This window comes from Mycobacterium sp., assembly GCF_035499775.1.
Lineage (GTDB): Bacteria > Actinomycetota > Actinomycetes > Mycobacteriales > Mycobacteriaceae > Mycobacterium.
Genome location: NZ_DATJYB010000095.1, coordinates 18701 through 44136 on the forward strand (window position 1 = coordinate 18701; position 25436 = coordinate 44136).

A 25436-nucleotide genomic window follows, 5' to 3' on the forward strand; every position below is an offset into this window, starting at 1 on the left:
TACTGCCATGACAAGGCTTCAGCTTTTCCGGCCTGACTCCGTTGCGGACGCGATCGACCTCTTGCGGAGCTCGAAGGCCCCGGTCGATTCGCCGACGCAGCGCCGTTACCGATCCGACCGACACCTCGAGGCCGCATTCGAGTACGGACTGCGCCGACCGGAATGGGTGTGGGCGGCGCGGCGCGGCGAGCGCGTCGTCGGGACGGTCGCCGCGGCTGCCCCCGGACGCGACGACGTTCCCCGGATGATCGACCACGTCAGCGACCCCGGAGTTACGGCCACAGAATGCGCCGATTTCACCGCGCTTGCGACGCGCGCCAGCGACGACTTTGTGCCCATGGGCTGCGAAATGGTTTCGATTTTCTCGCCACCGGATGTTGCGTTCGAGGCGCCCGTCATCGCGCCGCTCACCGCGGCATTCCGAAGTTGCGGGTGGGAACCGCAACAAGCGATGCGCCACTACGAGACCGAGGTCCGTCCCGGTCTTGGCGACGGGATCGGCGGTGAGCTTCGGCTTGAACAGGTGGCTCGGGCCGACGACCGACACCTGGTGCGGGTGTACCCGCAGGTGTTCGCCGAGTCGCTGGACGAAGCGCATCGCGAGGCGCGGCAGCGACTCGGATTCGAGGCGGCGTGGCGCAACGAATTGGACCGCTTGCTCGCCGATGACCCAGTCGAGTGCATTCGACTGGCGTTCGATGCCGCGGGGCATTGCGTGGGTATGGTGTCCGGCCGGGTCATGGGCGGTGGCGTGGCATACGTCTTGTTCGTCGGGGTCGCGCAACCGTTCCGGGGCCGGGGCTACGGGCGCCAGCTGTTGGCGGCCATGACGCGCGAGTTGGTTCAGCAGGGTGCGACGATGCTGATCGGTGACACCGACTACTCCAACGCGCCCATGGCCAAAGCCTTCGCCGACGTCGGTTGGGTGCAGATCGAATCTCGCCTGGATATGAGCCGTCGGGCGGAGACCGGATCGGGACTTTAATTCCGTTGCCGCTGGTTGGTTACGGCGTAAGATGGGTTGTCCTGCCGAAAACCGGCAGGGATGCACGAAGCAGCAAAGACAAGGGGCTGAACGGTTTCGACTTCGCGCATCGAATCAAGGGAAGCGTGCCGGTGCAGGCAAGAGACCACCGTAAGCGTCGTTGCAACCTTATAAGCGCCGATTCTCATCAGCGCGACTACGCTCTCGCTGCCTAAGCGACAGCTAGTCTGTCGGACCGGGAACGCCCTCGACCCGGACCCCGGCATCAGCTAGAGGGATCCACCGATGAGTTCGGTCGCGGGACTCATCGGGACATTCACAGCGACTGGGATCGTCATCCTGGCTAGTTCGCGAGACCAGGAGATCCGAGCAGAGGCATAGCGAACTGCGCACGGAGAAGCCTTGAGGGAATGCCGTAGGACCCGGGTTCGATTCCCGGCAGCTCCACAGGAAAACAGCGGGTCAGAGCTTTAAGCTCTGCTGCCGCAGGCTGGGCCTGCAGCCCGTTCCGGGCCATGTCGTTGATTAATCGGTCACATGATGCGCGCTGAGCTCGCCGGTGATTAGGCGGGGAATGGCGAATTGCCGACTGTCGGTTCGCCGGTCGACGCGACGGTCAATGCAGTCGGGGCCTTCGACGAACACACTTTCCGGGACGGCAGCATCGAGCCCCGGCGGGTCGGGCCGGTTGTTGGCGGCCATCAGCTCGTCTGCGCTCGTCGCGGCAGTAACGGCCCACTCGTGGGCTGCCAGCCAGTCCGCCACCTCGGTCCGTTCCTCGTCGTAGAGTAGGTTGCCGGACTGCGTGAAGTCTTTGCCGCCCAGCTTGATCGCGGCCTGCCGATAGCGTTCCGTCTGCTCTTCCCGACGCGCGGAGCTGTCGGGGCTGAAGAAGTCGTTGGTGAATGCCTCTACCGCGACACGGCTCCCGGTAGCGCTGAGCGACTGGATCCGGTCGAAGAGCAGGTCCTGCGCGTCGGCCGTCAGATAGGGCAACAGTCCCTCGGCCGACCACGCCGTCGGAACGGACGGGTCGAACCCGGCCTCCGCCAGCGCCGTCGGCCAGTCCAGGCGCAGATCGATGCCGACGCTTACGTGCGAAGCGATCGGGCTGACCTCGTGAGATTCCAGTGTGCCGGTCTTGAATGCCAGCTACCTTGGGTTGGTCGATCTCATAGACCACAGATCCCGTTGGCCAGGCGAGTCGCCAGGCACGCGAGTCCAGACCGGCCGCCAAGATCACGGCCTGCCGGATGCCGTCACCGGCTGCCGCGAGAAAGTACTCGTCGAAAAACTTCGTCCGGCAGGCCGTATAGCCGAGCATCGCCTGCATCCGGTCCTCGAATTGCGGGTCGAGCTCGACCAGTTCGGCCGGCAACTCGTCGTCCAGGTAGATCTGCCAGATGCCGTCGCCGGCTGCTTCGAGGAACAGTTGTGCGTAGGGATCAACGATCAACGGGTCAGCGCGGTTGGTCTCGGCCGCACGGCCGCCGGCCACCCCTAACGCGGTCGCGCCGACGCTCTCGTTGATGTCCCAGGTGTCGTCGTCAGTTCTGGCCATCGGATTCCCCTTCGCCGACTTGTCGGAAACAGCTTTACCAGCCTATGGGAAACGTTAGCTGTGCTTACAAAATTCGCCAGGTACACCGGGCCGCGGCGATAAAGCGGCGCCTGGGGAAAACCTGCAAACCGAGAGCCGCGCCCTGGTCGCCGCCTAATCCGCCGGCGCTGAGTCGCGTTGGGCTACAGCACTGGTGACATATCACCAATGGGGTCGCGTCTTCTTCAGACGGCCGCACCGAGCTATGTAACGATGACAGGACTGGCTGTACGTAATTGGTCGGATCGTGGCCGCCACAGTTGGGGATTGGTAGAAGGGATGATGTCTGTCGAAAAACGGGGACAGGCCAAACTGTTCGATGCTTTGACGACCAAGGGCACTGCCTTCACTGTTGACGAGCGCCGCAGGTTCGGGCTGTTGGGTCTGCTGCCGCCCGCGGTGAAGACCCTCACGGAGCAAGTCGAGCACTGCTGGCATGAGTTCTCCACTCGCCGCGACGATCTGGACAAACACATCTATCTGCGCGCGTTGCAGGACCGCAACGAAACCCTGTTCTACCGGGTGCTGCGCGAGCACATCGCTGAAACCTTGCCGATCGTCTACACCCCCACCGTCGGTGAGGCCTGCCAGCGTTTCAGCGAAATCTACCGGCGGCCGCGGGGATTGTTCGTCTCCTATGCCGACCGCGACTGTCTTGACGAGGTGCTGCGCAACCGGCCGCACCGCGATGTCGACGTGATCGTGGTGACCGACGGCCAGCGGATCCTCGGTCTGGGTGACCAGGGCATCGGCGGGATGGGCATCCCGATCGGCAAGCTTTCGCTCTACACCCTCATCGGCGGCATCGACCCCGCTCGCACTCTTCCCATCGTGCTGGATGTAGGCACCGACAACGTCGAACTCCTCGCTGACCCCCAGTATCTTGGCTGGCGCCACCGTCGCATCGACGACGACGAGTACTACGCGTTCATCGACGAGTTCGTCACCACCGTGCACGACCAACTGCCCGATGTGCTGCTGCAGTGGGAAGACTTCGCCACCGCGCACGCACTGCCGATCCTGGCCCGCTACCGCGACAAGCTCCTGACCTTCAACGACGACATCCAGGGCACCGCCGCGGTCACCCTCGGCGCTTTGCACGGTGCGGCGAAGGTAGCCGGCCGCCCACTGTCGCAGCAGCAAGTGGTCATGCTCGGAGCGGGCTCAGCCGGCATCGGGGTGCTGGACATGGTCCGCCAGGACATGGTGACCGAGGGACTGTCCGAACAAGCCGCCCTACAGCGGATCTGGGTCGTCGACGTGGTGGGACTGCTCACCGATGACCGCACGGACCTGTCCTCGGCACAGCTTGAATTCGCCCAGCCCGCCGCACGCGTGGCGGACTGGGGCCTGTCTGGCCCGGCCCAGCTCGCCGACGTCGTGCACCACCTCGACGTCGGTGTCCTGCTCGGGTTGTCCACCGCCGCCGGTGCCTTCACCGAAGACATCGTGCGTGAGCTCGCCGCCAAGACCGCGCGCCCGATCATCTTCCCGCTGTCCAACCCGACCAGCCGCGCCGAGGCGCATCCCGCCGAATTGGATAAGTGGACCGATGGACGGGCGCTGATCGCCACCGGCTCACCGTTCGCACCGCTGAAGCGCAACGGCGTGGAAAGGCCTATCGCGCAATGCAACAACGTCTACATCTTCCCCGCGATGGGGCTGGCCGTGACCGCCGCACAGGCGACCCGGGTCACCGACGAGATGATGCGCGTTGCCGCGGCGGCCCTGGGTGACGCATCGCCCGCTCTCGCCGACGCCGACCAGCCGCTGCTGCCGGCGTGGCCGGAGGTGCCCGACGTCGCGGTGCGCATCGCCCACGCCGTCGCTGTCCAGGCCGTCGCCGACGGCGTCGCCCCGAAACGCGGCAACGAGGAACTCGCCCAACGCGTCGCGCAGGTGCGCTGGACCCCCGACTACCCCGCCGCGCCAGCGTAAATGGGTTACCGGCTCTGCGAATGACGTGACCCCGATCTGCCTGGTTACCGGGTCACTTGCGACCGGCATTGATACTTCAATTGGTCAATAGCACAACATATGTCATCTTCACGCGATTACGTTACGTTGGTTGCCCGCGGCGGTGGGCATCGCTCTAGGAGACCGCGCCCGGGGGGGTCAAGCGCACCGTGCTCGCCACTATCGGAGACGGGTCATTCCAATACTCGGTGCAAGCCATCTGGACTGCCGTGCAGCACCGGCTACCGATTGTGTTCGTCGTAGTGCGCAACGGCGAATACTCGATCCTAAAATCGTTTGCGGAATTGGAAAGAACACCGGGGGTGCCGGGCCTGGATCTGCCCGGTCTCGACATCGGCTACTTGGCAATGGGTTTCGGGTGCAACACGGTGAACGTGGACATACTGAGAAACTGGCTCACGAATTCATCGCGGCGCTGAAGGCCGATGGGCCTACTGTCATCGTGGTTCCGACCAAACCGCAAGCGGTGCATCTGGGATAGCTGTCGTGGCCGACCTAGAAGCGAGCTACCCGGTCCGCCGTTAAAGGTTATGAGCTGGCCGCTTTTATTGAACACTTCCTCGGAGGGCGCTCGGCTAAGCGACCAGCCGATTAGAGCTAGTCAGGATTGGGCTGGATGCCTCGCGCGAATCGATCACACGAGCCGGCGTTGCCTCAAGCTCTGGCTATTTTTCGTTCCCCTCGACCTTGACCTTAGTTGGTTAAGCGAGCCCATTGCCGCCGCCGTCAGGACTGACGCGCCACGATCACTGGGATCTTGGCCTTATTGACCACCGCGGCCCCGACCGATCCCAGCAACTTGCCGCGAAACGAGCTGCAGCCGTGGCTGCCGACCACAACAAGTTGCGCCCGTTCGGACGCCTCGATCAGCCAATGTGCCGGATCACCAATTTCGATTCTGCGATGGATCCCCACGTCGGGATAGCGTTCGTTCCAACCCGCCAACCGTTCAGCGAGCATCTCCTCCTCCTCCGATAACTGAGCGTCCCATTTTGCGTCTTGGAACAACCCCTTGGAGCCGGAAACCCGAGGATCAATCCAGACGTGCAAAGCCGTCAGGCCGACACCGCGTCTGGAGGCTTCCTCGAATGCGATTGCGGTCGCCGCTTCCGAAGTGACTGAGCCGTCGATGCCCACCAGCACCGGCACCCGTGCGACATTGCCGAGCGTGGCGTCGTCGTCGTGGATAACGGCGACCGGGCAATGCGCGTGGTAGACCAAGGCCGAACTCACCGAGCCCAGAAATCCGCGGGACAACGCGCCGCCATGTCCCCGGTAGCCGACCACGACCATCTCCACCTCTGCGGAGAGGCCTACGAGTGTCGCGACGGTGGCCGAGTTGAACACCTTGCTAGCAATCTGCACTGGACGGCGATCGCCAATACTCGCCTCGGCCACCTTGACCGCCGACTCGATGAGATCGTTTGCTCGCTCTTCCTGCCGTTGTCTGATGCCAGCCGGCGCGGCGACCTCGAACCACTCCGGTAGAGGGGCGTCGACGACATGGACCAGAGTCAGTGGCACATTCCGCAGCGCCGCATCGCGTGCTGCCCACCGGACGGCATCCATTGCCGCTGCTGAGCTGTCAATTCCGACCAAGATGGCGCCAGCTGGTGGTTGCCACATTTCAGGTCTTTCTGATCGACTCGGGTACCCTCGCTCGGGGCGGCATGGCCGTCTAGCCAGCGGCCCACTCCTTGGCGCGCTCGAAATCGTCGAGGCCGAACACCGCGAGCTCACCAGGGACCAGCCATGCCAGCGCGTGCAGCGCATGCGCCACCCATTCCTTGTCGGACACCACCGCGATTCGCTTAAATGCCGAATGATGCGGCCAGACAGAGCCAAAGCCCATCTTTAGGTCCTCGAACAAGCCGCCGGGCCCGAAGCCCTCATAATCGTCCCCGATGACCTCCACAATCCTGATTTCGCCGGTTTCCAGCAGCTCCTTGATGGCTGGCTTGAACTCGCGCAGTTCGTCGCCTCCCAGCCGTCCTGACACGCGTACGCCAATCACTCCACGCGGCATGTCCGGCAGTAGTTCGATCATGTAATCCTCCTTTTTCGCGCTGCGTCCTTGATCTTGCGGGATCGTCGCGGCGGGTGGTTGAGAGGTCCAATTGGCTAGCCCAGCACCGGAAACCGACGCTCGCGGGCCAGCCGGTCAAGGGCCTTCTGCATCACCGAACGAACATAGGTGTCGACCTCTGCGATGTCTGGGTTCTTACCAAACCGCGCGACAACGTCGATCGGCTCAAGCACCTGATCGACGATTTTGGTGGGCAGCGGGAAATTGGCTGGGAAAAACATCGTCATACCGAACGGCAAACCGACTGTGACAGGCAGGATATCGAGCCGAAACCGGTGCAGGCCCAATCCCTTTGCCAGTCGATCGCCGCGGATCACGAACAGTTGGGTTTGCTGGGCGCCGATCGAAACCACCGGCACGATCGGCACGCCGGTCTCGATGGCGATCCTGACGTATCCGGTGCGGCCGTTGAAGTCGATGACGTTTTGGCTCAGCGTCGGCCGGTATGCGTCATAGTCTCCGCCGGGAAACACCAGCACGACCGCCCCGGAGTGCAACGCCTTGACTGCGTTTTCCGGGCTGGCATGGATGGTGCCGATCCGGCCCAAGTAACTGCGCAGTGGCGTGAAGAAGACGCCATAGTGGGCGAGGATGTAGAGCGGGCGATCGTATCCGAACTTGTCGTAGAAGGCTGGGCCGAACACGAGCGGATCAGGGGTCAGCGCGCCGCCAGAGTGGTTGGATACCACCAATGCCCCGCCGGCGGGCGGAATGGATTCCAAGCCTCGCACCTCCACCCGGAACCAGCGGTTGACGATCGGCGCGACCAGTTTCACCGCCTGCGCGGTGAACGTGGGATCCCACTTGGCAAGTTCCGTATTGTCAATATCGTTATAGTTCATGGCCTTTCCCTGCATTGAGCTGGCATCGGCGCGAGGTCTCTGCTGAACTGATTAGCCAATAGCCTATGGCCGGGGCAGCGGTCGACCAGGGTCTTCGGCGCCTAGTCCCCGGGACTTAAGTCCCCTATTCGGGGGAGCCAAGTGGCGCTGGCGATCTTTGCGCCCCACGTCGCATGCCGCGCTTAACTGGGCGCTCTGTACGCGGGACCGCCGCCGTCTGCTCAAGGAGATACCGGCCCCGCATTGCTCGAGCTTCCGCACAAGTTTCCATATGTTGAGGTCGGCCCTCGTCACCTGCCTTGGGTGGATGGGGTGACGAAGCGGTTGGCACCAACCGGAGTCGGCAAGAGCGCCTACCGCGCGGGAGGCCCGGCATTCACGGGTAGTGCAATGTCCCACTACGGGATACGCCCCGTCGATCGGTCTTGTGGGTCCTACGGTGCTGAACGGGTTATATAGCTTCCGCGAGGGTCCGCAGCGTTTCCGCCGACGTGTACTTAGGCTTCCAGCCCAACTGCGACTTCGCCTTGCTGGTGTCCATCACAACCGACGCCCGCGCGACGTGCAGCCACTCCAGGGCGGAGGGAACGAAGGGCATGTGCGCGATGACCGTCAACGCGGCGGTCGCCGAGACGGCCGGAACCCGGACCGGGTGCCCGCCCAGCGCCGTGACGACTTCCGAGATGCTGAGTTCACCGTCGCCGGCGATGTTGTAGGCGCCCGGCGGAGCATCGGTGGTCGCGGCTAATGCGATCGCGGCGGCGACGTCGTCATGGTGCACCAGCTGCAGCGGAAATCCCGGGTCGGGGATGGGCATCTTGAGCAGGGGAAGCGCCTGGGTGGCCGACTGCAGCACCCCCGGCAGGTGCCGCCACGGCATCGCGTCGGCCAGCGCGGGCGCATTCGGCCCCGCGACGATGCACGGGCGAAGGATGAACACCTCCAGCGATGATCCCTTGGTGATTTTGGCCAGCTCCGCCTCGCACGCGGCTTTCTGTTCGGAGTAGTAGTGCTCAGGCGAGCCGCGTGGGGGCACGTCTTCTGTGATCGGAACCGGATTATCGGAGTGGTAACCGTAGGCGGCCACGGACGACGTGTACACCAGCCGCCGGGGCCGCTGCGCGGTGACGGTCGCTTCGAAGACGTTGCGCGTTCCCGCCAGGTTGACCCGCGCGCTTTCCTCGCGTGAGCCCATGATCACGAACGCGAGATCGATGACGACGTCGACGTCGGCCACCAGCGCGTCGACAGCTTTGCGGTCCAGGATGTCGCCCTGCTGGTAGGTGGTCTTCGTCCAGCCGTGGGCAGCAGGGTCGAAAGGGCGCCGCGCCATCCCGACGATGCGGTCCACCGCAGGATCACGCTCCAGTGCTTGAACTGTCGAGATCCCGATCTCACCAGTCGGCCCGGTGACGGCGACTTCCAGCCCCGCCATCTAATTAGCATCCCCCTTCCGCGGGCGCAAAACATTCAAACCGCAATTTACGGCTCCACGATGCGCGCGCTATCGGGCGGACACGACGGTGAACTATTCGGGACGACCGTCGTCGTTGCCGTCTTTGCGCGTGATCCCATCCAGTTAGGACCAGGATGGGGACAGCGATGGTGCTTGTCGCGGTTGAACAAGCCGACCGGACAGATCAACGCAACGGCTTATGTGACGTGAGATATTGCCCACCAGACTGATCGAGGATCGCAGGTCTCGGTGATCCACGCCGGGGCCGAGATTGGCGATCGTCTCCTCGGCCATTTGCGCGCGCCCCGTCGGGCATTGTGAGCCCCTGCTCACCGCGACCAAGGACATCGGCAATCGACATGAGTGAGCCGCCGTCCTGGCCAAACTTGTGCTCAGCTGACGGTACGGGCGCACAATTGAGGTGTCCGTCTAAAACCTGGGGAGCCGCGATGAGCGAGCAACTGTACGACTTTTTCGGCGAGATCTTCCAGCGGTACTTCAGACCCGCCATCGACGCATATCCGCGAATGGGTGGAGCCCTGATCGAGAGGTTATTTACGCTGACTGACGACGTCCCGGATAGATTGGCACAGACTCGGTGCGCCGCAATCGCATGGGGGAGAGCCGAGACGCCGAACGCCAGGATCACCTCGGAACTCTTCGTGATCACCCAACACGGACTGATGTACGCCGCCGGGTTGAACGAGTCGCGGCGGGCGCTGTATTACCTGGCCACGCCGTCCGCATTGTTCGATCCGTTCGTCGATCAGGTCGACACCGCCGAACTGCGTGAGGGCGCGGTAGTCGTGGTGGACAGCCGCTTGGGCCGCGACCTCGCATCCGCGCATCCGATGGACGCCGCGCTGCGCCGGATCCTCGATGAGCACCTGGCGCTGCGGGTGGATCTGCCCCTGTAGCTATTCCTTCGCCGCGGTCAGCCCTACGCCGCGATGCCGAGCACTGCCGGATCGGCTACTGGGAGGGCGAAGGCGGCGCGTGGATCTAGACGTTCTGCATGACGATGATCCGCATCGGGCCCCACACCGAGCTCAACGAGGTGACGATCGACGGCAATCCAGAACCGAAGCGCCAGACGCCGATGTGGGGACGCGGACGACTGGACCACGTCGGTCTGCAAGCGGCCTCCGCGACGAGTTTCGAAACCATTCGACAACGACTCATCGTGCACGGTGCAAGCGACGTTAACGTCAACGACTTTGGTGCGGTGCGCAGTCTGTTCTTCCGCGACCCCGACGGACTCGAAGGCGAAGTGCTCGTCGCGAAATAGTCACTCCGCCACTCCGCGTAGGAGTCAACTCATTGACTGCTCGGGGCTACTCGGCGAGCCGGTTCACTATAGCCGTGAAGACGGCGGGCAGCCGCGTTGCCGCCGGCACGATCCGTGACCGCACCGTTGGGTAGGCGCTGGCCTGCAGCGCCGCCGCCGTAAGCATGCGGTACTGGCGGGACATGCGGCGCCACTGGCGGTCATAGTCGGCGGGCCGGTCGGCGGCAACGCACCCGACGAGCAACTCGGCGCCGCCGAAGGCAATCCCCAACCCCTCGCCGGTCAGCGCGTCGACGTATCCCGCTGCGTCACCGACCAACAACACCCGGCCGGCAACCCGGCTGCGCACCTTCTGGCGCAGCGGGCCCGCGGCCAGGTCGCGGCTGTGCGGCCGGCCTTCTATGCGATCGACCAGTGTCGGGAACGATTCGAGGTGCCGGTCGAATGGCCCGCGGCGGGAGGTGAGGATCGTGATACCGACGCACTCGTCGGACACTGGGGTGACGTACGCCTCCTCGTCGTCGGACCAGTGCACCTCGACGTTCTCGCTCCAGGGCGCGATCTGGACGTGGCGGCGAATTCCCCACCGGCGCCGGCTTTTTGTTGGCACAGCCAGCCCGAGCGCGGTCCGAATCGGCGAGTGCAGCCCGTCCGCAGCGGCGAGGTAGCGGGCGCGAAAGCCGCCGCACCGCACCGACATCGCATCCTGACTGACCTCGCCGACGTCGCCCTGCACGACCTTCACGCCGGCCGCTGCCACCGCGTCCAGGAGTGCGCCGTGCAATGCCGTTCGCTGCACTCCGCGCCCGACACCGGATCGAAACGCCGCGCGGACGCTGCGATGCCCGTCGTGATAGCTGATGCCGTAGAACGGTTTACCCGGGGGATCTACGCCAAGGCGGTTGAGATGCGCCAAGGAATGCGGCATCAATCCTTCGCCGCAGGCCTTGTCTATTGTCCCCGAGCGTTTTTCGATCACGACGACCTCGAGTCCGGCCTTGGCGCCGTACAGCGCCGTCGTGAGCCCGGCCGGGCCTCCGCCCGCCACCAGAATGTCGATCATTTCAGGCTTGCCAGGGCAGAGTTCTCGACACCGATCCGCGTGCGTAACAGCGCAGCGTTGAGCACCGTGAACAGCAGTGCTGTGATCCATGCGCTGTGCACCAGTGGCAGCGCGATTCCCTCGACCACCACGGCGACGTAGTTCGGGTGCGAGAAGAACCGGTATGGGCCGCCAGTGACCCGGGGCGCATCGGGTATGACGACGACGCGGGTGTTCCACTGAGGGCCCAGTGTGGTGATGCACCACCACCGCAGGAACTGAGCCCCGACCACCAGCGCCAACATCGGCCAGCCGAGCAATGGAACGAATGGACGGTGCAGCGCAACCACTTCCACCAGGCATCCCACCAGCAAGCCGGTGTGCAGTGTGACCATGATCGGGTAGTGGTGAGCGCCGAACTCGACGCCGCCACGGGCGCGGCTCCACGCGAGGTTACGGGTCGCGAGGACCAGTTCAACGACGCGCTCGACCGCGACCGCGGCGATCAGCAATATGTACCAGTACATGAGCAGCGAAGGTCAGTGCCACCGCAGCAGCACGAGCTCTGCGCAGAAACCGGGACCCATTGCCATCAGCACCCCTGGAGTGCCGCTGGCCGGCTGCCGCTTTGCAAGCGTGTCGCGCAATACGTGCAGCACGGACGACGACGACAGGTTGCCGACCTCGCTCAACGAACGCCACGTCAGCTCGAGCGCCTCATCGGGCAACCCCAGGGCATCGTTGATCGATTCGATGACCTTCGGGCCGCCCGGGTGGCTCACCCACACGCCGATGTCGTCGATGGACAGCCCATGGCCGGTCAGGAATCCCGTCAGGTCGTCGGCGAGGTGCCGCTCGATGAGGGTGGCCACGTTGGGAGACAGGACGAGTGACAGTCCGGACGAGCCGAAGTTCCAACCCATCGTGGTCAGGGAGTCCGGGTACAGACGGCTTCGTGAGTCCACCACGGTGGGCCCATGCACGCCAGTCCGCTCGGCGCGTCGATCACCCACGGCGACCACCGCCGAGGCGCCATCAGCGAATAACGCGCTTCCGACCATGGTGGCGACCGTCGGCTCGGCACCGGGGTAAGTCAGCGAGCACAACTCGGCTGACACCAGTACCGCCACATCGTCGGGCGCACCCCGCAGGTAGTCGTTCAACCGCCCGACGCCGGCCGCTCCGGCGACGCAGCCGAGGCCGAAAAGCGGCACGCGGCGCACATCTGGCCGCAGACCCAGGCGGCCGGCAATGCGGGCGTCCAACGATGGCACCGCCAAGCCGGTCACCGTCGTGGTGACGATCAGATCGACGTCCTCCGGCTTGAGGCCCGCCTCGTCGAGAGCGCTGGACAGGGCGGCGCATCCGAGCTCGACCGCGTTCTCGATGAAGATGTCGTTCGCCTCACCGAAGTCAGTCAGCGAGGAGTATCTCTCGAGTGGAAGAACGAAGTGGCGACTGTCGACTTTGGCATGCGCGTGTAGTTTCCGGAGGAGATCCTCATGGGCTTCGTAACCCGGAAACCGGACGAACGCGTCGGTGATCTCCTCTTGGGTGTAGCGGTGCGGCGGTAACACACCCTGCACTCCCGCAATAACACTCATTATCAACTTTCCCTAGAACGTGGTTGTGGCGTAATTCGGTTCGACGCCCAACCCATCGGTCAATTCGGCATTGAATTGTTGGAGGGTTGGGCTCGCGTCCAACCCTTGCTCGGGTATCGCGACGGAGTGGCCGTCGTTGAGCCCGAGGAGCTTGTGCAAGCGGACCAGGGGCGCGGGAGCCCACCAGTTCCGTCGTCCGAGGACGTGCATGAATGCCGGCACCAGAACCATTCGCACCAAGGTGGCGTCGACGAGGACGGCCAGCGTCAGGCCAACACCGAACATCCGCATGAACGACACGTGGGACGCAATCAGCGCGGCGAAGGAGATCGACATGATCAATGCGGCGGCGGTAACGACCCGACCGGTGCGGGCGATTCCCCGGGCCACACTCTCGTCGTTGTCGGCGGCTCCGGAAGCAAGCCAGTACTCGCGGACTCGGGAGACCAGGAACACCTCGTAGTCCATCGACAGGCCGAAGGCGATACAGAACAGCAGCACCGGGATGTTGGCGACCAAGATCCCGCTGGGCGTCGTTCCGAACGCGCCGAGGTGCCCGTCCTGGAAGATCCACACCATCGCGCCGAAGGCGGCAGTGAGCGAAAGGACGTTGAGCACCAACGCTTTCAGTGGCATCACGACGCTGCCCGTCAACAGGAACAGCAGGACGAACATGATGCCGGCGATCAGCCCGAGCACCAGTGGCAAACGCGATGCGATGGCGTCGACACTGTCTCGGTTGATCTGGGCGGTGCCGGCGAAATCGACCTTCTTGCCACCCGGGGTCGGGACCGCGTGCAGGCGGTCGAGCTGGGTTCCGGAGCGATCGGAGAACAGCGGAGCTCTGCTGTCGACGGTGAGGAACGCGCTGCCTTGAGATTGGCCCGCGGGTGCGGACCGTTGTCCGACGGCGACGCCCGCGACATAGGTTGCGGTCGGGGTGGAAACCGCGGAGACATCCGGCACATGCGACAGGTCAATGGCGTATTGCTCAATCTCGCTGCGGGTTAGGTCGTGGGTATCGGGGATGACGATGGTCACCGCGGTCACGGCGTTGATGACGAAGTCGTCGCGCATTTGGTCGCCGACCTGGTGCGAGGAGGCCGAGGAAGGCAGCACGCGGTCATCGGGGAAACCCCATTTGACGCTCAGGAACGGCACACCCAGAAACACCAACAAGGCAACGCCGGCCAGTCCGATCGGCAGGGCTCGGCGGATGACAAACCTGGTCCAGCGATACCAGAACTGCCGCTGGAAGGGCCGCGCGGCGGGCTCGGACCGGCCGAGCAGGCGGCGCACGAGCCGACGGACATCCCACGACTCGAGCCGGTCGCCGAGCAGGACCAGCGCGGCGGGCGTGACGACCACGGCGGCCAACGCGGCGAACGCGACGGTGGCCACCCCTGCGTAGGCGAAGGACTTCAGGACATGCATCGGGAACAACACCATGACCGCCATCGAGAGCGCGACCGTCGTCGCCGAGAACAACACGGTGCGACCCGCCGTGACCACGGTGCGCACGATGGCGACCTCGCGGTCTGCGCCGTCAGCCAACTCGTCGCGGTAGCGGCTGATTATCAACAGCGTGTAGTCGATGGCCAGCGCCAAGCCCAGGGCGGTGGTGAGGTTGAGGGCGAATATCGAGACGTCGGTTGCCAACGAGATCATGCGCAGCACCGCCAGGGTGCCGAAAATCGCCATTCCACCGATGGCCACGGGCAGCGCTGCGGCGAGCAGACCGCCAAATACCCAGACCAGCACCAGGAAGCTGAGTGGAATCGCGATCGATTCCATCACAAGCAGGTCGCGCTGGGACTGCTTGGTGATTTGGACGTTGACCATCGCGGCGCCGCCGGTCTGCACGGTGACACCGTTACGGTCGTGCGTCACCTGTGTGGAGAGCTCCTGCGCGTATTTCTGCTGGTCGCCTTCGTTTCCCTTGATGCCTGCGACGATTAAACCGGTGTTCCGACCCTTGCTGACGAGCCCGGCGGCGGCCTGCGGCGGGACTGTCCACGGCGAGGTGACACTCACCACATGCGGCGAGCTTTTCAGTTGGTCGACGATTTCAGTGCCCGCGGCGCGGGCGGCCGGGCTGTCGACGCCGGCTGCCGTCGAGACAGTGACCAGCAGCTGCGTGTCGCCCTGGTTGAACTTGTCGGTCAGCAGCTGGCCCGCCCGTGCTGATTGCGATGTCGGGTCTTGAAATCCGCTGGCGGACAAGCTATTTGCGACGGGGATACCAAAGATGGCCAGGGCTAATGTCAGGAGGGCTGCCACGACGATGACGCGTCGTGGACTGGTGATCGCCATCCGTGCGATCTGGTTTAGCAAGGTCCACACTCCGTCGCGAACAAACTTATTTTCAACAACTAACTGCCGGTCACATAAGGCACGGTGAACGTCGGTGGATTGTTCAACCACGGATGTGGGCCTGGTGTCACTGCACCGAATGTTGTCATCCGGCCCGTTTGCTGGCCACTGCAGTTGGACGCGGTGGTCTACCAAGGAAGTAACAGCTCAGAGCGGCATTTGCGATCGCCAACCAAGGCGAGCATGTCATGCGTGCGGATTCGCTCCCGGCATACCTGCGAAGTTGCTTGGAACATGCTGCAAGATGGTGTGTCGAACGACTGCGAAGAAAACCAAACCCGGTTCGGCTCAGAGGCCGGCACCCCAAAACGGGTTCGACTCCCGGCAGCTCCACCGAATAACTGCAGGTCACGGGCGTAAAGTTGCCGGATATCCGAGCCACGTCAAGATCTACGTCAAACCCGTCCGCGCAAGGACGGCACGGCGCGGCACGGCGCGACACCGGCGCACGGCACGACATATGGGGGTCTCATATGTCAGCCTTCTTTAATTCGAGACGTCAGTTCCAGTACTGCAGCACCTCGACTGTCGCGAAGGCGGTCAACGACGCGGCGTAGACGATCACTGCTACTGCGGCACCGCGCAGGCTGATTCGCCGACTAGCGCCGTCGACCGGGTCGAGCCAGCGACGGCACCATGACGACACGGTGGGCATCAACCACCATTGCATCAACGTCACGCTGAGAACTTGACTGAGCCAAACTGATAACCACGGCTGCGCGCCCAACTTGCCGATCACCGGTGCCACAAATCGCGACTGCAGCATCACCATGGGGTATAGCACCATCAGTAGGAGCATCGCCGTCTTCCAGCTCGGGGTCATCTTCGCCTTCCCATCCACGTTCCGCACCGTGGTACCGAACGGGGTGGTCTGGGCGAACACCGAGAAATCCCTCGTCAGACTCGACCGCACCGGCGGCAAGACTTCGTTGCGCTGCGGCGACCGTAGCCATGCCGACAATTGGGGTTCGGTGCGAAACCGGATCAGCGACATCCATTTTCCCGGCGCGCCTGGCGGGAAGACAGCCGTGCCCTCATAGCCGGAGAACTGGGAGGCGGCCATCGTCAGCCTGATATGGGCAGCCTGGAAGTCGGCCTCCATACCGCTGGACACGCTGGAGGAGACAATCGCCACACCGGTGGGTATCACCGCGCCGTCAATGATCACCAAATCCGAAGAAAGCCGCAGAAATCCCCGTGCCGCAGCGGCGCGCACCAAGTGCTTCCACGTCGCCCCGTCGAGCCACTGGTGGAGCGAGTCCTCGGACTCGAAGGTCACCGCGACCGCCCAGTCCAGCGGTGCGTCGCGAGAGATCGACGCCGCGAACGCAACGAATCCTCGTACAGCCTCCGCAGCAGATCGCACGTCGCAGCTCCAACCGTCGAAAACTTCAGGGTCGGCGGCACGGTCAAAATTTGTGACGGCCATAGCCTTCATCGCGATCCGCCTCGACCGCGCCGAATCGCCGGGCCGCGCGGGACTTGCGGCACAACCTTGTTTGCCATGCGGTTGTCCTTCCTCAGCTGGGTCAACGCCGCCTGGGATTACTGCAACTTATTCTCGTTGCGTGCCGGCCACGCGCTTCAACCCCGGGGAAACCGATTAGGTGTCCTCTCAGTGATGTCGTCCGATTCCCAGCGGATCGGCCACTGTCAGCAGCTGGTGGAGCCTGGCTAGGTTGGGTCGATGGAGGCAACCACCGCAGCCTCGATCATCGCTGGCCCCTCGGCGACGTGGCGGGCAAGTTCAACTTCTCCAAACAAGCAATCGCCCGGGGCGAAGCCATCGGCCTCGACGCCGTCTCCCTCTACGCTGCCGGTCGCGCATCAATGCTCGGTGGCGTCGACTCGGAGGCGGCCGACGCTCTCTTCTACTTCTTCAAGCCCGGCATCATCGCCGCGGTGGTGACCCAGGGTCGCGGCCTGGCCAGTGAAGACGCGATCGCGACAGCCCACCTCGGTGCCGCCGACGACTATGCCGAGGCCACCTTTGCCGCAGTGGATTCCGCCACCCTCGGCGCATTCACGGACGCGGTGAGCGCGCTCGTCGCCACGGTTCCCTGGGGCTCTTGGCTGTTTTTCGATGGCTACCGCTCAGCCCCAGCAGCGCCGACGGCCGCCGCTCGGGCCTACCGGGCAGCCATCTTGTTGCGAGAGCTGCGCTTCGGCGTGCACTCCGATGCGGTGAAGGCCGCCGGGCTCTCGCCTGCCACTGCCTGTCAGCTCAACCGAGACCTCGACAACTTCAAGAGGCACGGTTTCACCGAGGAGGACATGGTCGAATACACCCCCGAGATCGAGGCCCAGAAGGCTGCGGCCGAAGCGGCGACGGCCATGCAGATGGCGGCGCTGTTCGCCCCCCTCTCGCAGACTCAACTCGAGGCGATCGTCGCCGGCACCCATGCCGTCGTAGCCGCCCTCGGCTGATGCTGCTCCTCGGAAGGAGGTCGTACGGGCGGATCGTTGCAATCCTGGGCATCGACCCCACGGTGACGTCGCGATCGGCGTTTCGGTTCAGTGCCGGTGCGGTCAGGCTGGTTACCGGCCGCGAAACTGCCGGAACATCACTTCATGGTGGCGAGATTGTGCCAAAAATTTTTGAGGCTGTCAGTGCCGCCGAAAAGCGTGGTGAAGTTCGTGGAGTCGACGAGGACGATGTCGCCGGCACGCCGGCCCGACGGCGGCATCCAGATCAGCGCGTTGAATTCAGTGTTGCCCGCCGCGGTGAAGGGATGCGGCCTGTTGGGATCGATCGGTTGACGACCCAGAACTCGCAGCGAGTCACTCTCGGGTGCGGTGAGTTCGTAGTGCGGCAGGTGGGGATGGAAGTTGAACGTGGTGACGTTGTCGAGCAGCCTCGCGTCGTCCAGGTCGCGGACCGCCGTCAGCGATGCGATCTGCTTGGTGCCCTCGACAACGGCGGGACGCAGCCCCCAGGTGTTGTGTACCGGGACCTCTAGGGCCGTCATCAGGGAGCGGGTGTAGGCCGTGAACCGTTGTTGGCGGGGCACCAGCGGATCGCCGTGGTGCTGGTATTCGACCTGGCGCTGGGCGAAATCGTCGGTGAAGCCCACGTCGTGATGCGGGGCCAGCAGCAGGCACGTGCCTTCTCGTTGCAGCCATTCCCCGATGGCGCTGACTTCCTCCGGGGCGGCTTCCTGTTCCGACAGGATGTGGTCCAGCCCGAACACCATGAGGGTGTCGGTGTCGGCGAGGATCCGCTCGTCGATCGGGAGTTTGTAGCCGGCCTGGTCGATGCGCTGAAATACGGCGACGGGGTGGCCGGTGGCTTCGCCGGCCAGGTCCTGGAAAGCCAGCGCCGAGCGGTGGAATAGTTCCAGGGTGCCGGCGATGCCCTGGAGGAAGTGCGCCTCGTCGTATTCCGCTGTCTCGTAGCTCGGCCACAAGGCGTTGCGGACTTCGGTCATGGTGGAGAAGCGGTTGTACATCGCGGCGGGGTCGCGTTGGGCTTCCCACGGGTAGCTCCAGGTCCAGTAGATGCTGATGCGCCGTCCGCCGGTGTGCGGACGCGGGATGTGGCTTTGGTTGTAGGTCCGCGCCGCGGGAAGTGGGCCCATGGTGGATCCTTACTGTGATTAGTCGAGCGCCGCGAGGTATCGCATGGCGTTGATGCCGGGCAGGAAGAAGTAGGCCCCACCCGTGAGGGTGGTGAACGCCGGCAACCCTTTGAGGGTTTTGCGGATCGGCCGGTTGGGGATTTTGAATTCCAGCGTCCCGTCCTGAGTCCCGCATATCGGGTCGTGCTCGTTGCCGAGTTCGTGGAACGTGCGGTCGTTGATCCACACATTCTGGGCGAACTCGAACTGACGCACCAGGCTGCCGCAGATGATGAACGCGGCGATGCCGCGATCCGCACCGTCGTCGGGTGCGCCCTCGGGCAATGCAGGACCGTAGGTGGCACCGCGGCGAATTATCCTGTGCCGGTTCATGTTGTGCGCAGTGTCGCGCGGGTTGAGGCGTCGCGCGTGCGATCCCAGCGGGCAAGCATACCCGTGCGGATCCATCTCCTTATAGTTGAAGTCGTTGTTGCGCATGGGGTCTGCGCCCAGCTCGGGATCGTCCTTATCCGGTGCCAACACCAGCGGGGCGCCGCTGCGCCAGCGGCCCATGAATTTCGCGGCAAGCAATTCCTGATCGTCCGGCGTGTCGGCGTGCTCCTGCAGATAGTCGCGGAACAGTCCAACGTGCTCCTGCAACCGCCGGTAGGCCATGTAGCTTCCATTGCGGGACAGGACTTCTGGCTGCGGCAGATCCGGCGACCCGTGCTCGTCGGGATAGCCGAGGATGAACTCGCCCGGCTTCAGCGGCGCGCCCGACCCTGGCGTGGGCTCTTCACCCGAACCCTCGATCACCGGCTGCGACAACCTGTCCCGGAACCCGAAGTGATCATGTGCGTAGTTGAACGGCGGCGTCGCATTCAAATCCAACACCGACAGACTGCGCACACCATCGCACCGGGCCACAAGCTTGTCGTGTTCCCCTGTGGCCCGCGCATGTTCGGCGTCATCGCGCGCGAACAGGATCGCGATTGCGTGCAAGTCACCACCCGCCAGACCGCCGACCCAGTTGTCGGGGTGGTTAGCCCCGGTATCGCCCAAGATGTCTGCCCGAGCCGCCATGCCCTGGCGAAACGCCTCCGGGAAAGTTGCCAGGGATTCCGCGGGGACCCCGAGTGCTCTCAGGCCACTCCACGTGAACGCCAGCGTGATCCACCGCTTCGTGCTGTCCATCGAGGCTTGCGCCGCCGCCGCCGAGTCGACCCTGTCAATCAGCTCGGACAGCCACGCCCGACCGCCGGCCGGGTCGTCGAACGACAGGAACTCATAGCGGCCCGTCATCGCCGGCGTGCGGGTCAGCAGAATATGCTGAATGTCCTCCAACTCAAGCATCGGTGCACGTTTCGGTGCGGATCATTGCATTTGGTCGAGCATGTCGGAGAACGCCGCTTTGAGCCGCAGGGCCTTTTTGATCTCGTCGGCGGTGACGTAAGGGTACTCCCCATACTCCAGAAAACTGGAGCACTGGTGCTCACGAACGAACTTCACGAAGGCGTCTGGATTCTCTTTCCAGTCCTCTGGGAATCCCTCGAGGTTGGTGAACACCGTGGTGATCCCGGTCGCGCTGAACAGCGCCACCGCATCCTCGGTGTACTTGTCGAAATCGGTGTCGAAGATGCCCTGGTACTGAAAATGCAGCCCCGAACCGACGTCGAACAATACCCACCGCAAGTAGTGCAGCCGCAGCGGCGCGAGCACGTCTGGACTGCCGGCAATCGCTTCTTCGATCTGCTTGCCGTACGCGCGGACAGCCTCTTCGCGCCCCTCTTTGACCTTCGCGATGATCGAAAAGCCGTAGCAGGCAGGAGTTCTCGGATAGACAGGACCATACCTGCCGCGCTCGAGCTCGAAGTACCCCTCCTTAGGAATGGCCATCGCCGCTGGCTTGCTCCAGTCATGATCGCTCGTCGGCATCCTCGGACTCCTCCTCATGTGTTATGCGTGCGAACACTACGCCGCGATCACGCTTCCCGACACGCCCCCGGACCATGTCGTCGGCGGCCATTCGATCAGGCGAACACCGTTGCGTCGGAGTTCACCGGGCAGGCTCCGTCGGTTCATCCCCGCCAGCCCTCAGTTGCTCGAAAAGCCCTGCCCGGACCAACAGCAAGCCGCTGACCATCAACACCCAGACGGGGAACGCCATCGTGATCCACATGCTGAAGTCGGTGGCCACCAGCAAGGCAACGGCAGCCAGATAGCTCAAACCAACCAGCCACCGCGGCATCAAGCCCGTCCGAAACCAAATTGTTGCCAGCGACATCATGAACACCGCAGCCATCCGGACCGCATAAGTCTGGCTTGCCGCCAGCATCACCGCCTTCCCGAACAGGATCGTCTCCGCACGCGGCGACGGATCGGTGAGCCCGGCGTTAGTGGCCACCAGGCCGGCCGCCACCGCGGTCGAGACGAACATCATGGCCAAAAACAGCACGCCGCTGCAGATGAAGACCGACGCGAAGAACTTGTCTTCATAGCGCCCTAACCCGTCTCGAACCACCCCGATGAACCACAAAAAGCTGATGCCCGCGAACGGCATGAGCGTCCTCGCGGTCGCGATCCCAGTGCCGTGACTGTTCAGCCATTCGGACGAACCTGTGTCGCGCTCAGGCATTTTGGTGCCAATCAGGATCAGCACGGCGCCAAACAGCAACGCAAAGATCACACCGGCCACCGCGGCAGCGCGGGGCGTCGTCAGCGGGCGCGGGCTGGGCTTGGATGACATTGCCATCAGGTCATCGTCTCACCGGACCGCGCCCCAGCCGGGCTATTCACGACGAAATTCAGTTCGCGACAGCCCAGTACACACACCAACAAGCTGAAAGTACCTGCGGGCAGCGCAGCGCGCATGAGATCGCAGTGCAGATGCGATGGGGCTCTTCGATCAACTGAGATTGGCAGCGCGTTCTGGAAGATGCGCACCGATGCTCCGCTCGGGGGCAACGTCGACTCCAACACCGCGGCCGATCACGAACGGGTGTTGGCCGATGCGTTGGCGCAGTTACCGTCTAAGCTGAACCCGGCCCTGCAACGACTATGATCGGCCCGGCAAGCTCGATTCGTTCGGCCAGCCGTGGCCTCGGCTGGGTGTGCATGAAATGCCTAGGTGTGCAACCACAGTCACGTCATCGCCGCCGCACCGGCACGCACGCAGGCCTGGGTGTCCGATCACGCCCAATGTCATCGCAGTGGCCACGGGAGTCTCCGCCCGGAAGTGTGTGATTTTTGCCCACCTCTGCGCGACAACTCATGTTGTCGCTGTGAGCCGGGCACAACGCCAATCGTCTCCGGCAGGGACGCATGTGACGGCTGGGGCTAACGCCAACTCGACTCTCCTTTCGCTGACGGCACCGACCACCACGGCTCCGGCCCGGCGTCTTCGTCCCCGCGCTGTGGTGCTGGGTCATCGCGTCGATCATCTCCCGCTATCGATTGCGTCGAAAACGCTTACGGCGTGGTCAAACGGTTTGGAGGTGACGCCCAATTGGCCGAAAGGGTGGTCGAGTACGAAAACGAGATAGAGCAGCATGCCCAAGAGGACGGCGACCGCGCTTGACAGAATCATGTGGCCAACGTTGCTCCTCAGGCGCAGAAAGCCGGTGAGCGCTATCAGCACCATGGCACCGAAGATCAGCGAGGACCACAACAGCGGCGGTATTCTTGGCTCGGCGTCGAGGAACCGAGTGTTGCGGTCGGATGCCAACACCGTCAATTGGCCGAGAAACTCTTGGCTGATCGCGCTGGACGCAGTGTTGGACTGTTCACTGCCAACGACCCGATACATCCCGGTGATCGCGGCGCGGGCTGCGTCGCTGGTGCCGCCGACGTCTTGCGTGTCCCATTCCGAGCCTTTCACCGCTTGCGCGTATTGGCGCAATAGTCCGCGCAGTTGTGCCTGCTCTGGCTGCGGCATGGCCACGGTCTGTCGGTACATCGTGGTGAGCGTCGATGCCTCATTGGCAGCGTTCGCCTCTGCGGAGTGGAATTGCTCCCACGCCACGACAACGGTGAAACCCAGTAGAGCACCGTAGACAAGCCCAACAACGGTGATGAAGGGCGACAGTGTCGAATTGTGCTCTGGCCCGGTCTCGGTGAGCCTGCGATTCGCCAGAAACACGCAGGCAACCGCTAGCAACATTGCCCCGACAACAACCACTGCCAGCAGCAGCCATGCGCCTACCACTCCGATGCTGCCCATTGACGATCAGCATGCCAACAACCTCGGGTTGCCGCACCCGGTGGCGCCAAAACGTAGCCGGCCCTGCACTCGACGCGGCTCACGCGACGGGTGGTTGCGGGCCACGACATGCACACCACATTTGAAATGCATCAAGGACGTCGCCGAGGCCTGACCTGTAGTAATGCCAAGGCGCTGTACGCGGCCACTTCCGCGGGATCGTCGAAAACCTGATGGGACCGGATCCTTCTCGACTGGGTCGACTCCGGCCACCTCATTGACTGGTACCCTGAGCCGGCGAAGACTGGCCCGTTGCGTAGCACCGCGACCCACCCCTCCGGTCGAAGTAGGCGATTATGGCCGATATTGTGCTTGTCAATCCTCGGTTCGATTTGTCTTATTGGGGCCTCGAATACGCACTTCCGCTGCTGGGTAAAAAGCGCATCTTACCGAGTGTCTGCCTGCCGTTGCTGGCAGCGCTGACGCCTGATGACCATTGCGTGACGATCGTCGATGAGAACGTCGAGCCAATCGACTACGACCGTGTGGCGATGGCCGACATTGTGGGGCTCACCGGTATGGATGTCCAGGGCCATCGGATGCTCGAGATTCTGCGCGAACTGAAAGCCCGTGACGTCTTCACGGTCGTCGGCGGTCCGTCGGTCACCGTGCAAGAAGATTTCTTCGAGGGCCTGGCGGATGTGATTTTCGTCGGTGAAGCGGACACGACCTGGCCGCAGTTTCTTGAAGAGTGGGCCCAGGGCCGGCATTTGCACCGGTACGAGCAACACGAGCCGACCGACATGACCCGCGCGCCGGTGCCCCGGTACGACCTGATCAAGGCTAAGCGCTATCTGTTCGGCAGCATCCAATTCAGCCGGGGCTGTCCGTTCCAGTGTGAGTTTTGCGACATCCCCATCACGTTCGGTCGTAAACCGAGGTTGAAGACGACCGCGCAGGTGATCGCCGAGTTGGAAGCGATGCGTGAACAGCGCGTACGAATGGCCTTCATCGTCGATGACAACCTGATCGGCACGATCGCGGTTAAGAAGTTGCTGCGTGACGTTGCCGCGTGGCAAGCCGCCAAGGGATACCCCTTGACGTTTATGGCCTATGCGTCGCTCAACCTCTCCGAAGACGACGAGATGTTGAAGTTGATGGACGCAGCGAACATCGCGATGGTCTTCATCGGTATCGAGAGCCCGAGCGAAGAATCGCTGCGCGAGACGAAGAAGTATCAAAACGTTCGCAAAGGCGGGACGATCGTCGATCGCGTCCGCAAAGTGCAAGACTCCGGCCTCGAAGTACTGTGCGGCATGATCGTCGGCTTCGACCACGACGATACCCGGATCTTCAAGGCCCAATACGAGTTCATTCGTCAGACCGACATCATGCACCCCACGCTTAACATGCTCGTCGCCATCCCGAAGACGCCGCTATACGCGCGGTTGAAGAACGAAGGCCGCCTGGATCTTTCGAGAACGAACCCCTCCGACGGAATGTTCGGCACGAACGTCATTCCACTCGGCATGACTCGCGACGAACTGCGCGACGGGTACGTCGGCCTGGTGCGGGACTTACACGATCCCGACTTCTACTTCGAACGGCTCGAAAACCTTTATCTCAGGCGCCGATTCAATTTCGCACGCACGCGCAATGCCTACTGGCGCCAACATCCCTGGATTAAGCGGAAATCCCAATCGCTCGAAGCGCTTGCAGCGATCGTCGTGTTCCTCCGGCTGATGTGGAATGTTCCCGACCAGGAGCTGCGCCGCATCTATCGCCGCCGGATGGCGACTATGCTTCGCCACCGGCCGGATCCAAGCGTCTTGTTCATCTGCGTAGTCAAGTGCGCGATGCACTACCACCAACACACGATGTCCCGGGAGATTTCGGAAGGCGGGGCTTCCTCAGCACATATCAGAGGAGAGATGGCTCTGTATTGAGCCGTCGCAGTGCGCGTTGAACCGTGCCGTGATTCAAACCCGTGGTCGGTGGCACTAAAGTCGCACCTTTGGCACGATTAATACATGGATGCCACGCTGACCCTGGGTAAGCAAGGCCGGGTCGTCATACCCGCCGAGATCCGCGAGGCGCTTGGGCTGTCAGCGGGTGACCGAATCCATGTCCGCGTGGATGGTAGGCGCATCGTGATGGAAAGGCCGCAAGACGCGATCGACGAACTACGGTCGCTAGGGCGCGACCGCGCGGTGAATCGTTCCTTGGTGGAAGAGCTGCTGGCAGAACGGCGCGCCGAGGCGCGCAGCGAATGATTCTCGACGCCTCCGCTGCTCTGGCGTTGATTCACGATGAGCCCGGAGCCGACGTGGTCGCCAACGCGATGGCCGAATCGACAATCGGCACAACGAATCTCGCCGAGGTGATCGGCAAGCTAGTGGTCCTGCCTGGAATTACATCGGTGTAAGTT

The 25436-nt window shown here is 63.4% G+C and carries 23 protein-coding genes, 1 other RNA gene and 2 pseudogenes; 11 read left to right on the plus strand and 15 right to left on the minus strand.

All coding sequences use genetic code 11. The features are described from left to right. Window positions 1–7 precede the first annotated feature (7 nt). On the plus strand, window positions 8–985 hold the full coding sequence (locus VML93_RS06305; RefSeq protein ID WP_325608771.1) for a GNAT family N-acetyltransferase: 978 nt from the start codon (window positions 8–10) through the stop codon (window positions 983–985). Between the two features lie 82 nt (window positions 986–1067). Further along, window positions 1068–1435: a transfer-messenger RNA gene (ssrA, locus tag VML93_RS06310) on the plus strand. 186 nt (window positions 1436–1621) lie between these two features. Here ssrA and VML93_RS06315 read toward each other — a convergent pair. Beyond that, a pseudogene (locus VML93_RS06315) lies at window positions 1622–2546 on the minus strand (class I SAM-dependent methyltransferase); the annotation flags it as partial. Window positions 2547–2867: 321 nt separating this feature from the next. Between VML93_RS06315 and VML93_RS06320 the strand changes: the two are divergent. Beyond that, on the plus strand, window positions 2868–4523 hold the full coding sequence (locus VML93_RS06320; RefSeq protein WP_325608773.1) for an NAD-dependent malic enzyme: 1656 nt from the start codon (window positions 2868–2870) through the stop codon (window positions 4521–4523). Window positions 4524–4653: 130 nt separating this feature from the next. Further along, a pseudogene (locus tag VML93_RS06325) lies at window positions 4654–5043 on the plus strand (thiamine pyrophosphate-dependent enzyme); the annotation flags it as partial. A 245-nt stretch (window positions 5044–5288) separates the two neighbouring features. Here VML93_RS06325 and VML93_RS06330 read toward each other — a convergent pair. From VML93_RS06330 to VML93_RS06345, 4 genes are all read right to left on the minus strand, one after another. Continuing rightward, window positions 5289–6188, minus strand: a complete 900-nt coding sequence (locus tag VML93_RS06330) for a universal stress protein (protein WP_325608775.1) — start codon at window positions 6186–6188, stop codon at window positions 5289–5291. 52 nt (window positions 6189–6240) lie between these two features. Further along, window positions 6241–6609, minus strand: coding sequence for an STAS/SEC14 domain-containing protein (locus tag VML93_RS06335; RefSeq protein WP_325608777.1), 369 nt, complete (start codon window positions 6607–6609; stop codon window positions 6241–6243). Window positions 6610–6683: 74 nt separating this feature from the next. Beyond that, window positions 6684–7490, minus strand: a complete 807-nt coding sequence (locus VML93_RS06340; protein ID WP_325608852.1) for a lysophospholipid acyltransferase family protein — start codon at window positions 7488–7490, stop codon at window positions 6684–6686. Window positions 7491–7941: 451 nt separating this feature from the next. Next, complete coding sequence (locus VML93_RS06345; protein ID WP_325608779.1) at window positions 7942–8925, minus strand: NAD-dependent epimerase/dehydratase family protein; 984 nt, start codon at window positions 8923–8925, stop codon at window positions 7942–7944. A 470-nt stretch (window positions 8926–9395) separates the two neighbouring features. Between VML93_RS06345 and VML93_RS06350 the strand changes: the two genes are divergently transcribed. Together VML93_RS06350 and VML93_RS06355 are read left to right on the plus strand one after the other, a co-directional pair. Further along, complete coding sequence (locus tag VML93_RS06350; RefSeq protein ID WP_325608781.1) at window positions 9396–9863, plus strand: glucose-6-phosphate dehydrogenase; 468 nt, start codon at window positions 9396–9398, stop codon at window positions 9861–9863. A gap of 98 nt (window positions 9864–9961) precedes the next feature. After that, window positions 9962–10234, plus strand: coding sequence for a VOC family protein (locus tag VML93_RS06355; protein WP_325608783.1), 273 nt, complete (start codon window positions 9962–9964; stop codon window positions 10232–10234). Window positions 10235–10280: 46 nt separating this feature from the next. On the opposite strand, the gene VML93_RS06360 is transcribed toward VML93_RS06355, so the two are convergent. The 5 genes from VML93_RS06360 to VML93_RS06380 form a co-directional block, all read right to left on the minus strand. Next, window positions 10281–11297 (minus strand): NAD(P)/FAD-dependent oxidoreductase, encoded by a 1017-nt coding sequence (locus VML93_RS06360; RefSeq protein ID WP_325608785.1) that lies wholly within the window; start codon window positions 11295–11297, stop codon window positions 10281–10283. Beyond that, window positions 11294–11803, minus strand: coding sequence for an isoprenylcysteine carboxyl methyltransferase family protein (locus VML93_RS06365; protein WP_325608787.1), 510 nt, complete (start codon window positions 11801–11803; stop codon window positions 11294–11296). Before VML93_RS06365 ends, VML93_RS06360 begins: the two co-directional genes overlap by 4 nt. A 12-nt stretch (window positions 11804–11815) precedes the next feature. Further along, window positions 11816–12880 carry a type III polyketide synthase gene (locus VML93_RS06370; RefSeq protein WP_325608789.1) on the minus strand — a complete coding sequence of 355 codons (1065 nt, stop codon included), beginning with the start codon at window positions 12878–12880 and terminating at the stop codon, window positions 11816–11818. 12 nt (window positions 12881–12892) lie between these two features. Continuing rightward, the gene (locus tag VML93_RS06375) at window positions 12893–15214 is read right to left on the minus strand and encodes an MMPL family transporter (RefSeq protein WP_325608791.1); all 2322 of its coding nucleotides are present in this window, start codon (window positions 15212–15214) and stop codon (window positions 12893–12895) included. Between the two features lie 538 nt (window positions 15215–15752). Next, entirely contained in the window at window positions 15753–16619 is an 867-nt protein-coding gene (locus tag VML93_RS06380; RefSeq protein WP_325608793.1) for an antibiotic biosynthesis monooxygenase, read from the minus strand. A 368-nt stretch (window positions 16620–16987) separates the two neighbouring features. Here VML93_RS06380 and VML93_RS06385 point away from each other — a divergent pair, with 368 nt between their 5' ends. After that, on the plus strand, window positions 16988–17680 hold the full coding sequence (locus tag VML93_RS06385) for a helix-turn-helix domain-containing protein (protein ID WP_325608795.1): 693 nt from the start codon (window positions 16988–16990) through the stop codon (window positions 17678–17680). A 137-nt stretch (window positions 17681–17817) separates the two neighbouring features. Here VML93_RS06385 and VML93_RS06390 read toward each other — a convergent pair whose 3' ends face one another. The 4 genes from VML93_RS06390 to VML93_RS06405 form a co-directional block, all read right to left on the minus strand. After that, window positions 17818–18831: a hypothetical protein gene (locus VML93_RS06390; RefSeq protein ID WP_325608797.1), complete on the minus strand. Its 1014-nt coding sequence runs from the start codon at window positions 18829–18831 to the stop codon at window positions 17818–17820. Window positions 18832–18849: 18 nt separating this feature from the next. Then, the gene (locus VML93_RS06395) at window positions 18850–20163 is read right to left on the minus strand and encodes a peroxidase (RefSeq protein ID WP_325608799.1); all 1314 of its coding nucleotides are present in this window, start codon (window positions 20161–20163) and stop codon (window positions 18850–18852) included. Window positions 20164–20184: 21 nt separating this feature from the next. Continuing rightward, window positions 20185–20745, minus strand: coding sequence for a hypothetical protein (locus VML93_RS06400; RefSeq protein ID WP_325608801.1), 561 nt, complete (start codon window positions 20743–20745; stop codon window positions 20185–20187). Window positions 20746–20866: 121 nt separating this feature from the next. Next, window positions 20867–21556, minus strand: a complete 690-nt coding sequence (locus VML93_RS06405; protein WP_325608803.1) for a hypothetical protein — start codon at window positions 21554–21556, stop codon at window positions 20867–20869. A 189-nt stretch (window positions 21557–21745) separates the two neighbouring features. On the opposite strand from VML93_RS06405, the gene VML93_RS06410 reads away from it, so the two are divergent. After that, window positions 21746–21871, plus strand: a complete 126-nt coding sequence (locus VML93_RS06410; RefSeq protein WP_325608805.1) for a hypothetical protein — start codon at window positions 21746–21748, stop codon at window positions 21869–21871. Between the two features lie 375 nt (window positions 21872–22246). On the opposite strand, the gene VML93_RS06415 is transcribed toward VML93_RS06410, so the two are convergent. Continuing rightward, on the minus strand, window positions 22247–23029 hold the full coding sequence (locus tag VML93_RS06415) for a DUF4239 domain-containing protein (RefSeq protein ID WP_325608807.1): 783 nt from the start codon (window positions 23027–23029) through the stop codon (window positions 22247–22249). Window positions 23030–23364: 335 nt separating this feature from the next. Between VML93_RS06415 and VML93_RS06420 the strand changes: the two genes are divergently transcribed. The 3 genes from VML93_RS06420 to VML93_RS06430 all read left to right on the plus strand — a co-directional run bounded on the left by VML93_RS06420 (window position 23365) and on the right by VML93_RS06430 (window position 25433). Next, entirely contained in the window at window positions 23365–24954 is a 1590-nt protein-coding gene (locus tag VML93_RS06420; RefSeq protein WP_325608809.1) for a B12-binding domain-containing radical SAM protein, read from the plus strand. 84 nt (window positions 24955–25038) lie between these two features. Then, window positions 25039–25281 carry an AbrB/MazE/SpoVT family DNA-binding domain-containing protein gene (locus tag VML93_RS06425; protein WP_325608811.1) on the plus strand — a complete coding sequence of 81 codons (243 nt, stop codon included), beginning with the start codon at window positions 25039–25041 and terminating at the stop codon, window positions 25279–25281. Further along, window positions 25278–25433 (plus strand): hypothetical protein, encoded by a 156-nt coding sequence (locus VML93_RS06430; RefSeq protein ID WP_325608813.1) that lies wholly within the window; start codon window positions 25278–25280, stop codon window positions 25431–25433. Before VML93_RS06425 ends, VML93_RS06430 begins: the two co-directional genes overlap by 4 nt. Window positions 25434–25436: the final 3 nt, after the last annotated feature.

Coding starts and splice junctions, on each gene's coding strand:
- VML93_RS06305 (WP_325608771.1), top strand. CDS start 8: ATGACAAGGCTTCAGCTTTTCCGGCCTGACTCCGTTGCGGACGCGATC.
- VML93_RS06320 (WP_325608773.1), top strand. CDS start 2,868: ATGTCTGTCGAAAAACGGGGACAGGCCAAACTGTTCGATGCTTTGACG.
- VML93_RS06330 (WP_325608775.1), bottom strand. CDS start 6,188: ATGTGGCAACCACCAGCTGGCGCCATCTTGGTCGGAATTGACAGCTCA.
- VML93_RS06335 (WP_325608777.1), bottom strand. CDS start 6,609: ATGATCGAACTACTGCCGGACATGCCGCGTGGAGTGATTGGCGTACGC.
- VML93_RS06340 (WP_325608852.1), bottom strand. CDS start 7,490: ATGAACTATAACGATATTGACAATACGGAACTTGCCAAGTGGGATCCC.
- VML93_RS06345 (WP_325608779.1), bottom strand. CDS start 8,925: ATGGCGGGGCTGGAAGTCGCCGTCACCGGGCCGACTGGTGAGATCGGG.
- VML93_RS06350 (WP_325608781.1), top strand. CDS start 9,396: ATGAGCGAGCAACTGTACGACTTTTTCGGCGAGATCTTCCAGCGGTAC.
- VML93_RS06355 (WP_325608783.1), top strand. CDS start 9,962: ATGACGATGATCCGCATCGGGCCCCACACCGAGCTCAACGAGGTGACG.
- VML93_RS06360 (WP_325608785.1), bottom strand. CDS start 11,297: ATGATCGACATTCTGGTGGCGGGCGGAGGCCCGGCCGGGCTCACGACG.
- VML93_RS06365 (WP_325608787.1), bottom strand. CDS start 11,803: ATGTACTGGTACATATTGCTGATCGCCGCGGTCGCGGTCGAGCGCGTC.
- VML93_RS06370 (WP_325608789.1), bottom strand. CDS start 12,880: ATGAGTGTTATTGCGGGAGTGCAGGGTGTGTTACCGCCGCACCGCTAC.
- VML93_RS06390 (WP_325608797.1), bottom strand. CDS start 18,831: ATGGGCCCACTTCCCGCGGCGCGGACCTACAACCAAAGCCACATCCCG.
- VML93_RS06395 (WP_325608799.1), bottom strand. CDS start 20,163: ATGCTTGAGTTGGAGGACATTCAGCATATTCTGCTGACCCGCACGCCG.
- VML93_RS06400 (WP_325608801.1), bottom strand. CDS start 20,745: ATGCCGACGAGCGATCATGACTGGAGCAAGCCAGCGGCGATGGCCATT.
- VML93_RS06405 (WP_325608803.1), bottom strand. CDS start 21,556: ATGTCATCCAAGCCCAGCCCGCGCCCGCTGACGACGCCCCGCGCTGCC.
- VML93_RS06410 (WP_325608805.1), top strand. CDS start 21,746: ATGCGCACCGATGCTCCGCTCGGGGGCAACGTCGACTCCAACACCGCG.
- VML93_RS06415 (WP_325608807.1), bottom strand. CDS start 23,029: ATGGGCAGCATCGGAGTGGTAGGCGCATGGCTGCTGCTGGCAGTGGTT.
- VML93_RS06420 (WP_325608809.1), top strand. CDS start 23,365: ATGGCCGATATTGTGCTTGTCAATCCTCGGTTCGATTTGTCTTATTGG.
- VML93_RS06425 (WP_325608811.1), top strand. CDS start 25,039: ATGGATGCCACGCTGACCCTGGGTAAGCAAGGCCGGGTCGTCATACCC.
- VML93_RS06430 (WP_325608813.1), top strand. CDS start 25,278: ATGATTCTCGACGCCTCCGCTGCTCTGGCGTTGATTCACGATGAGCCC.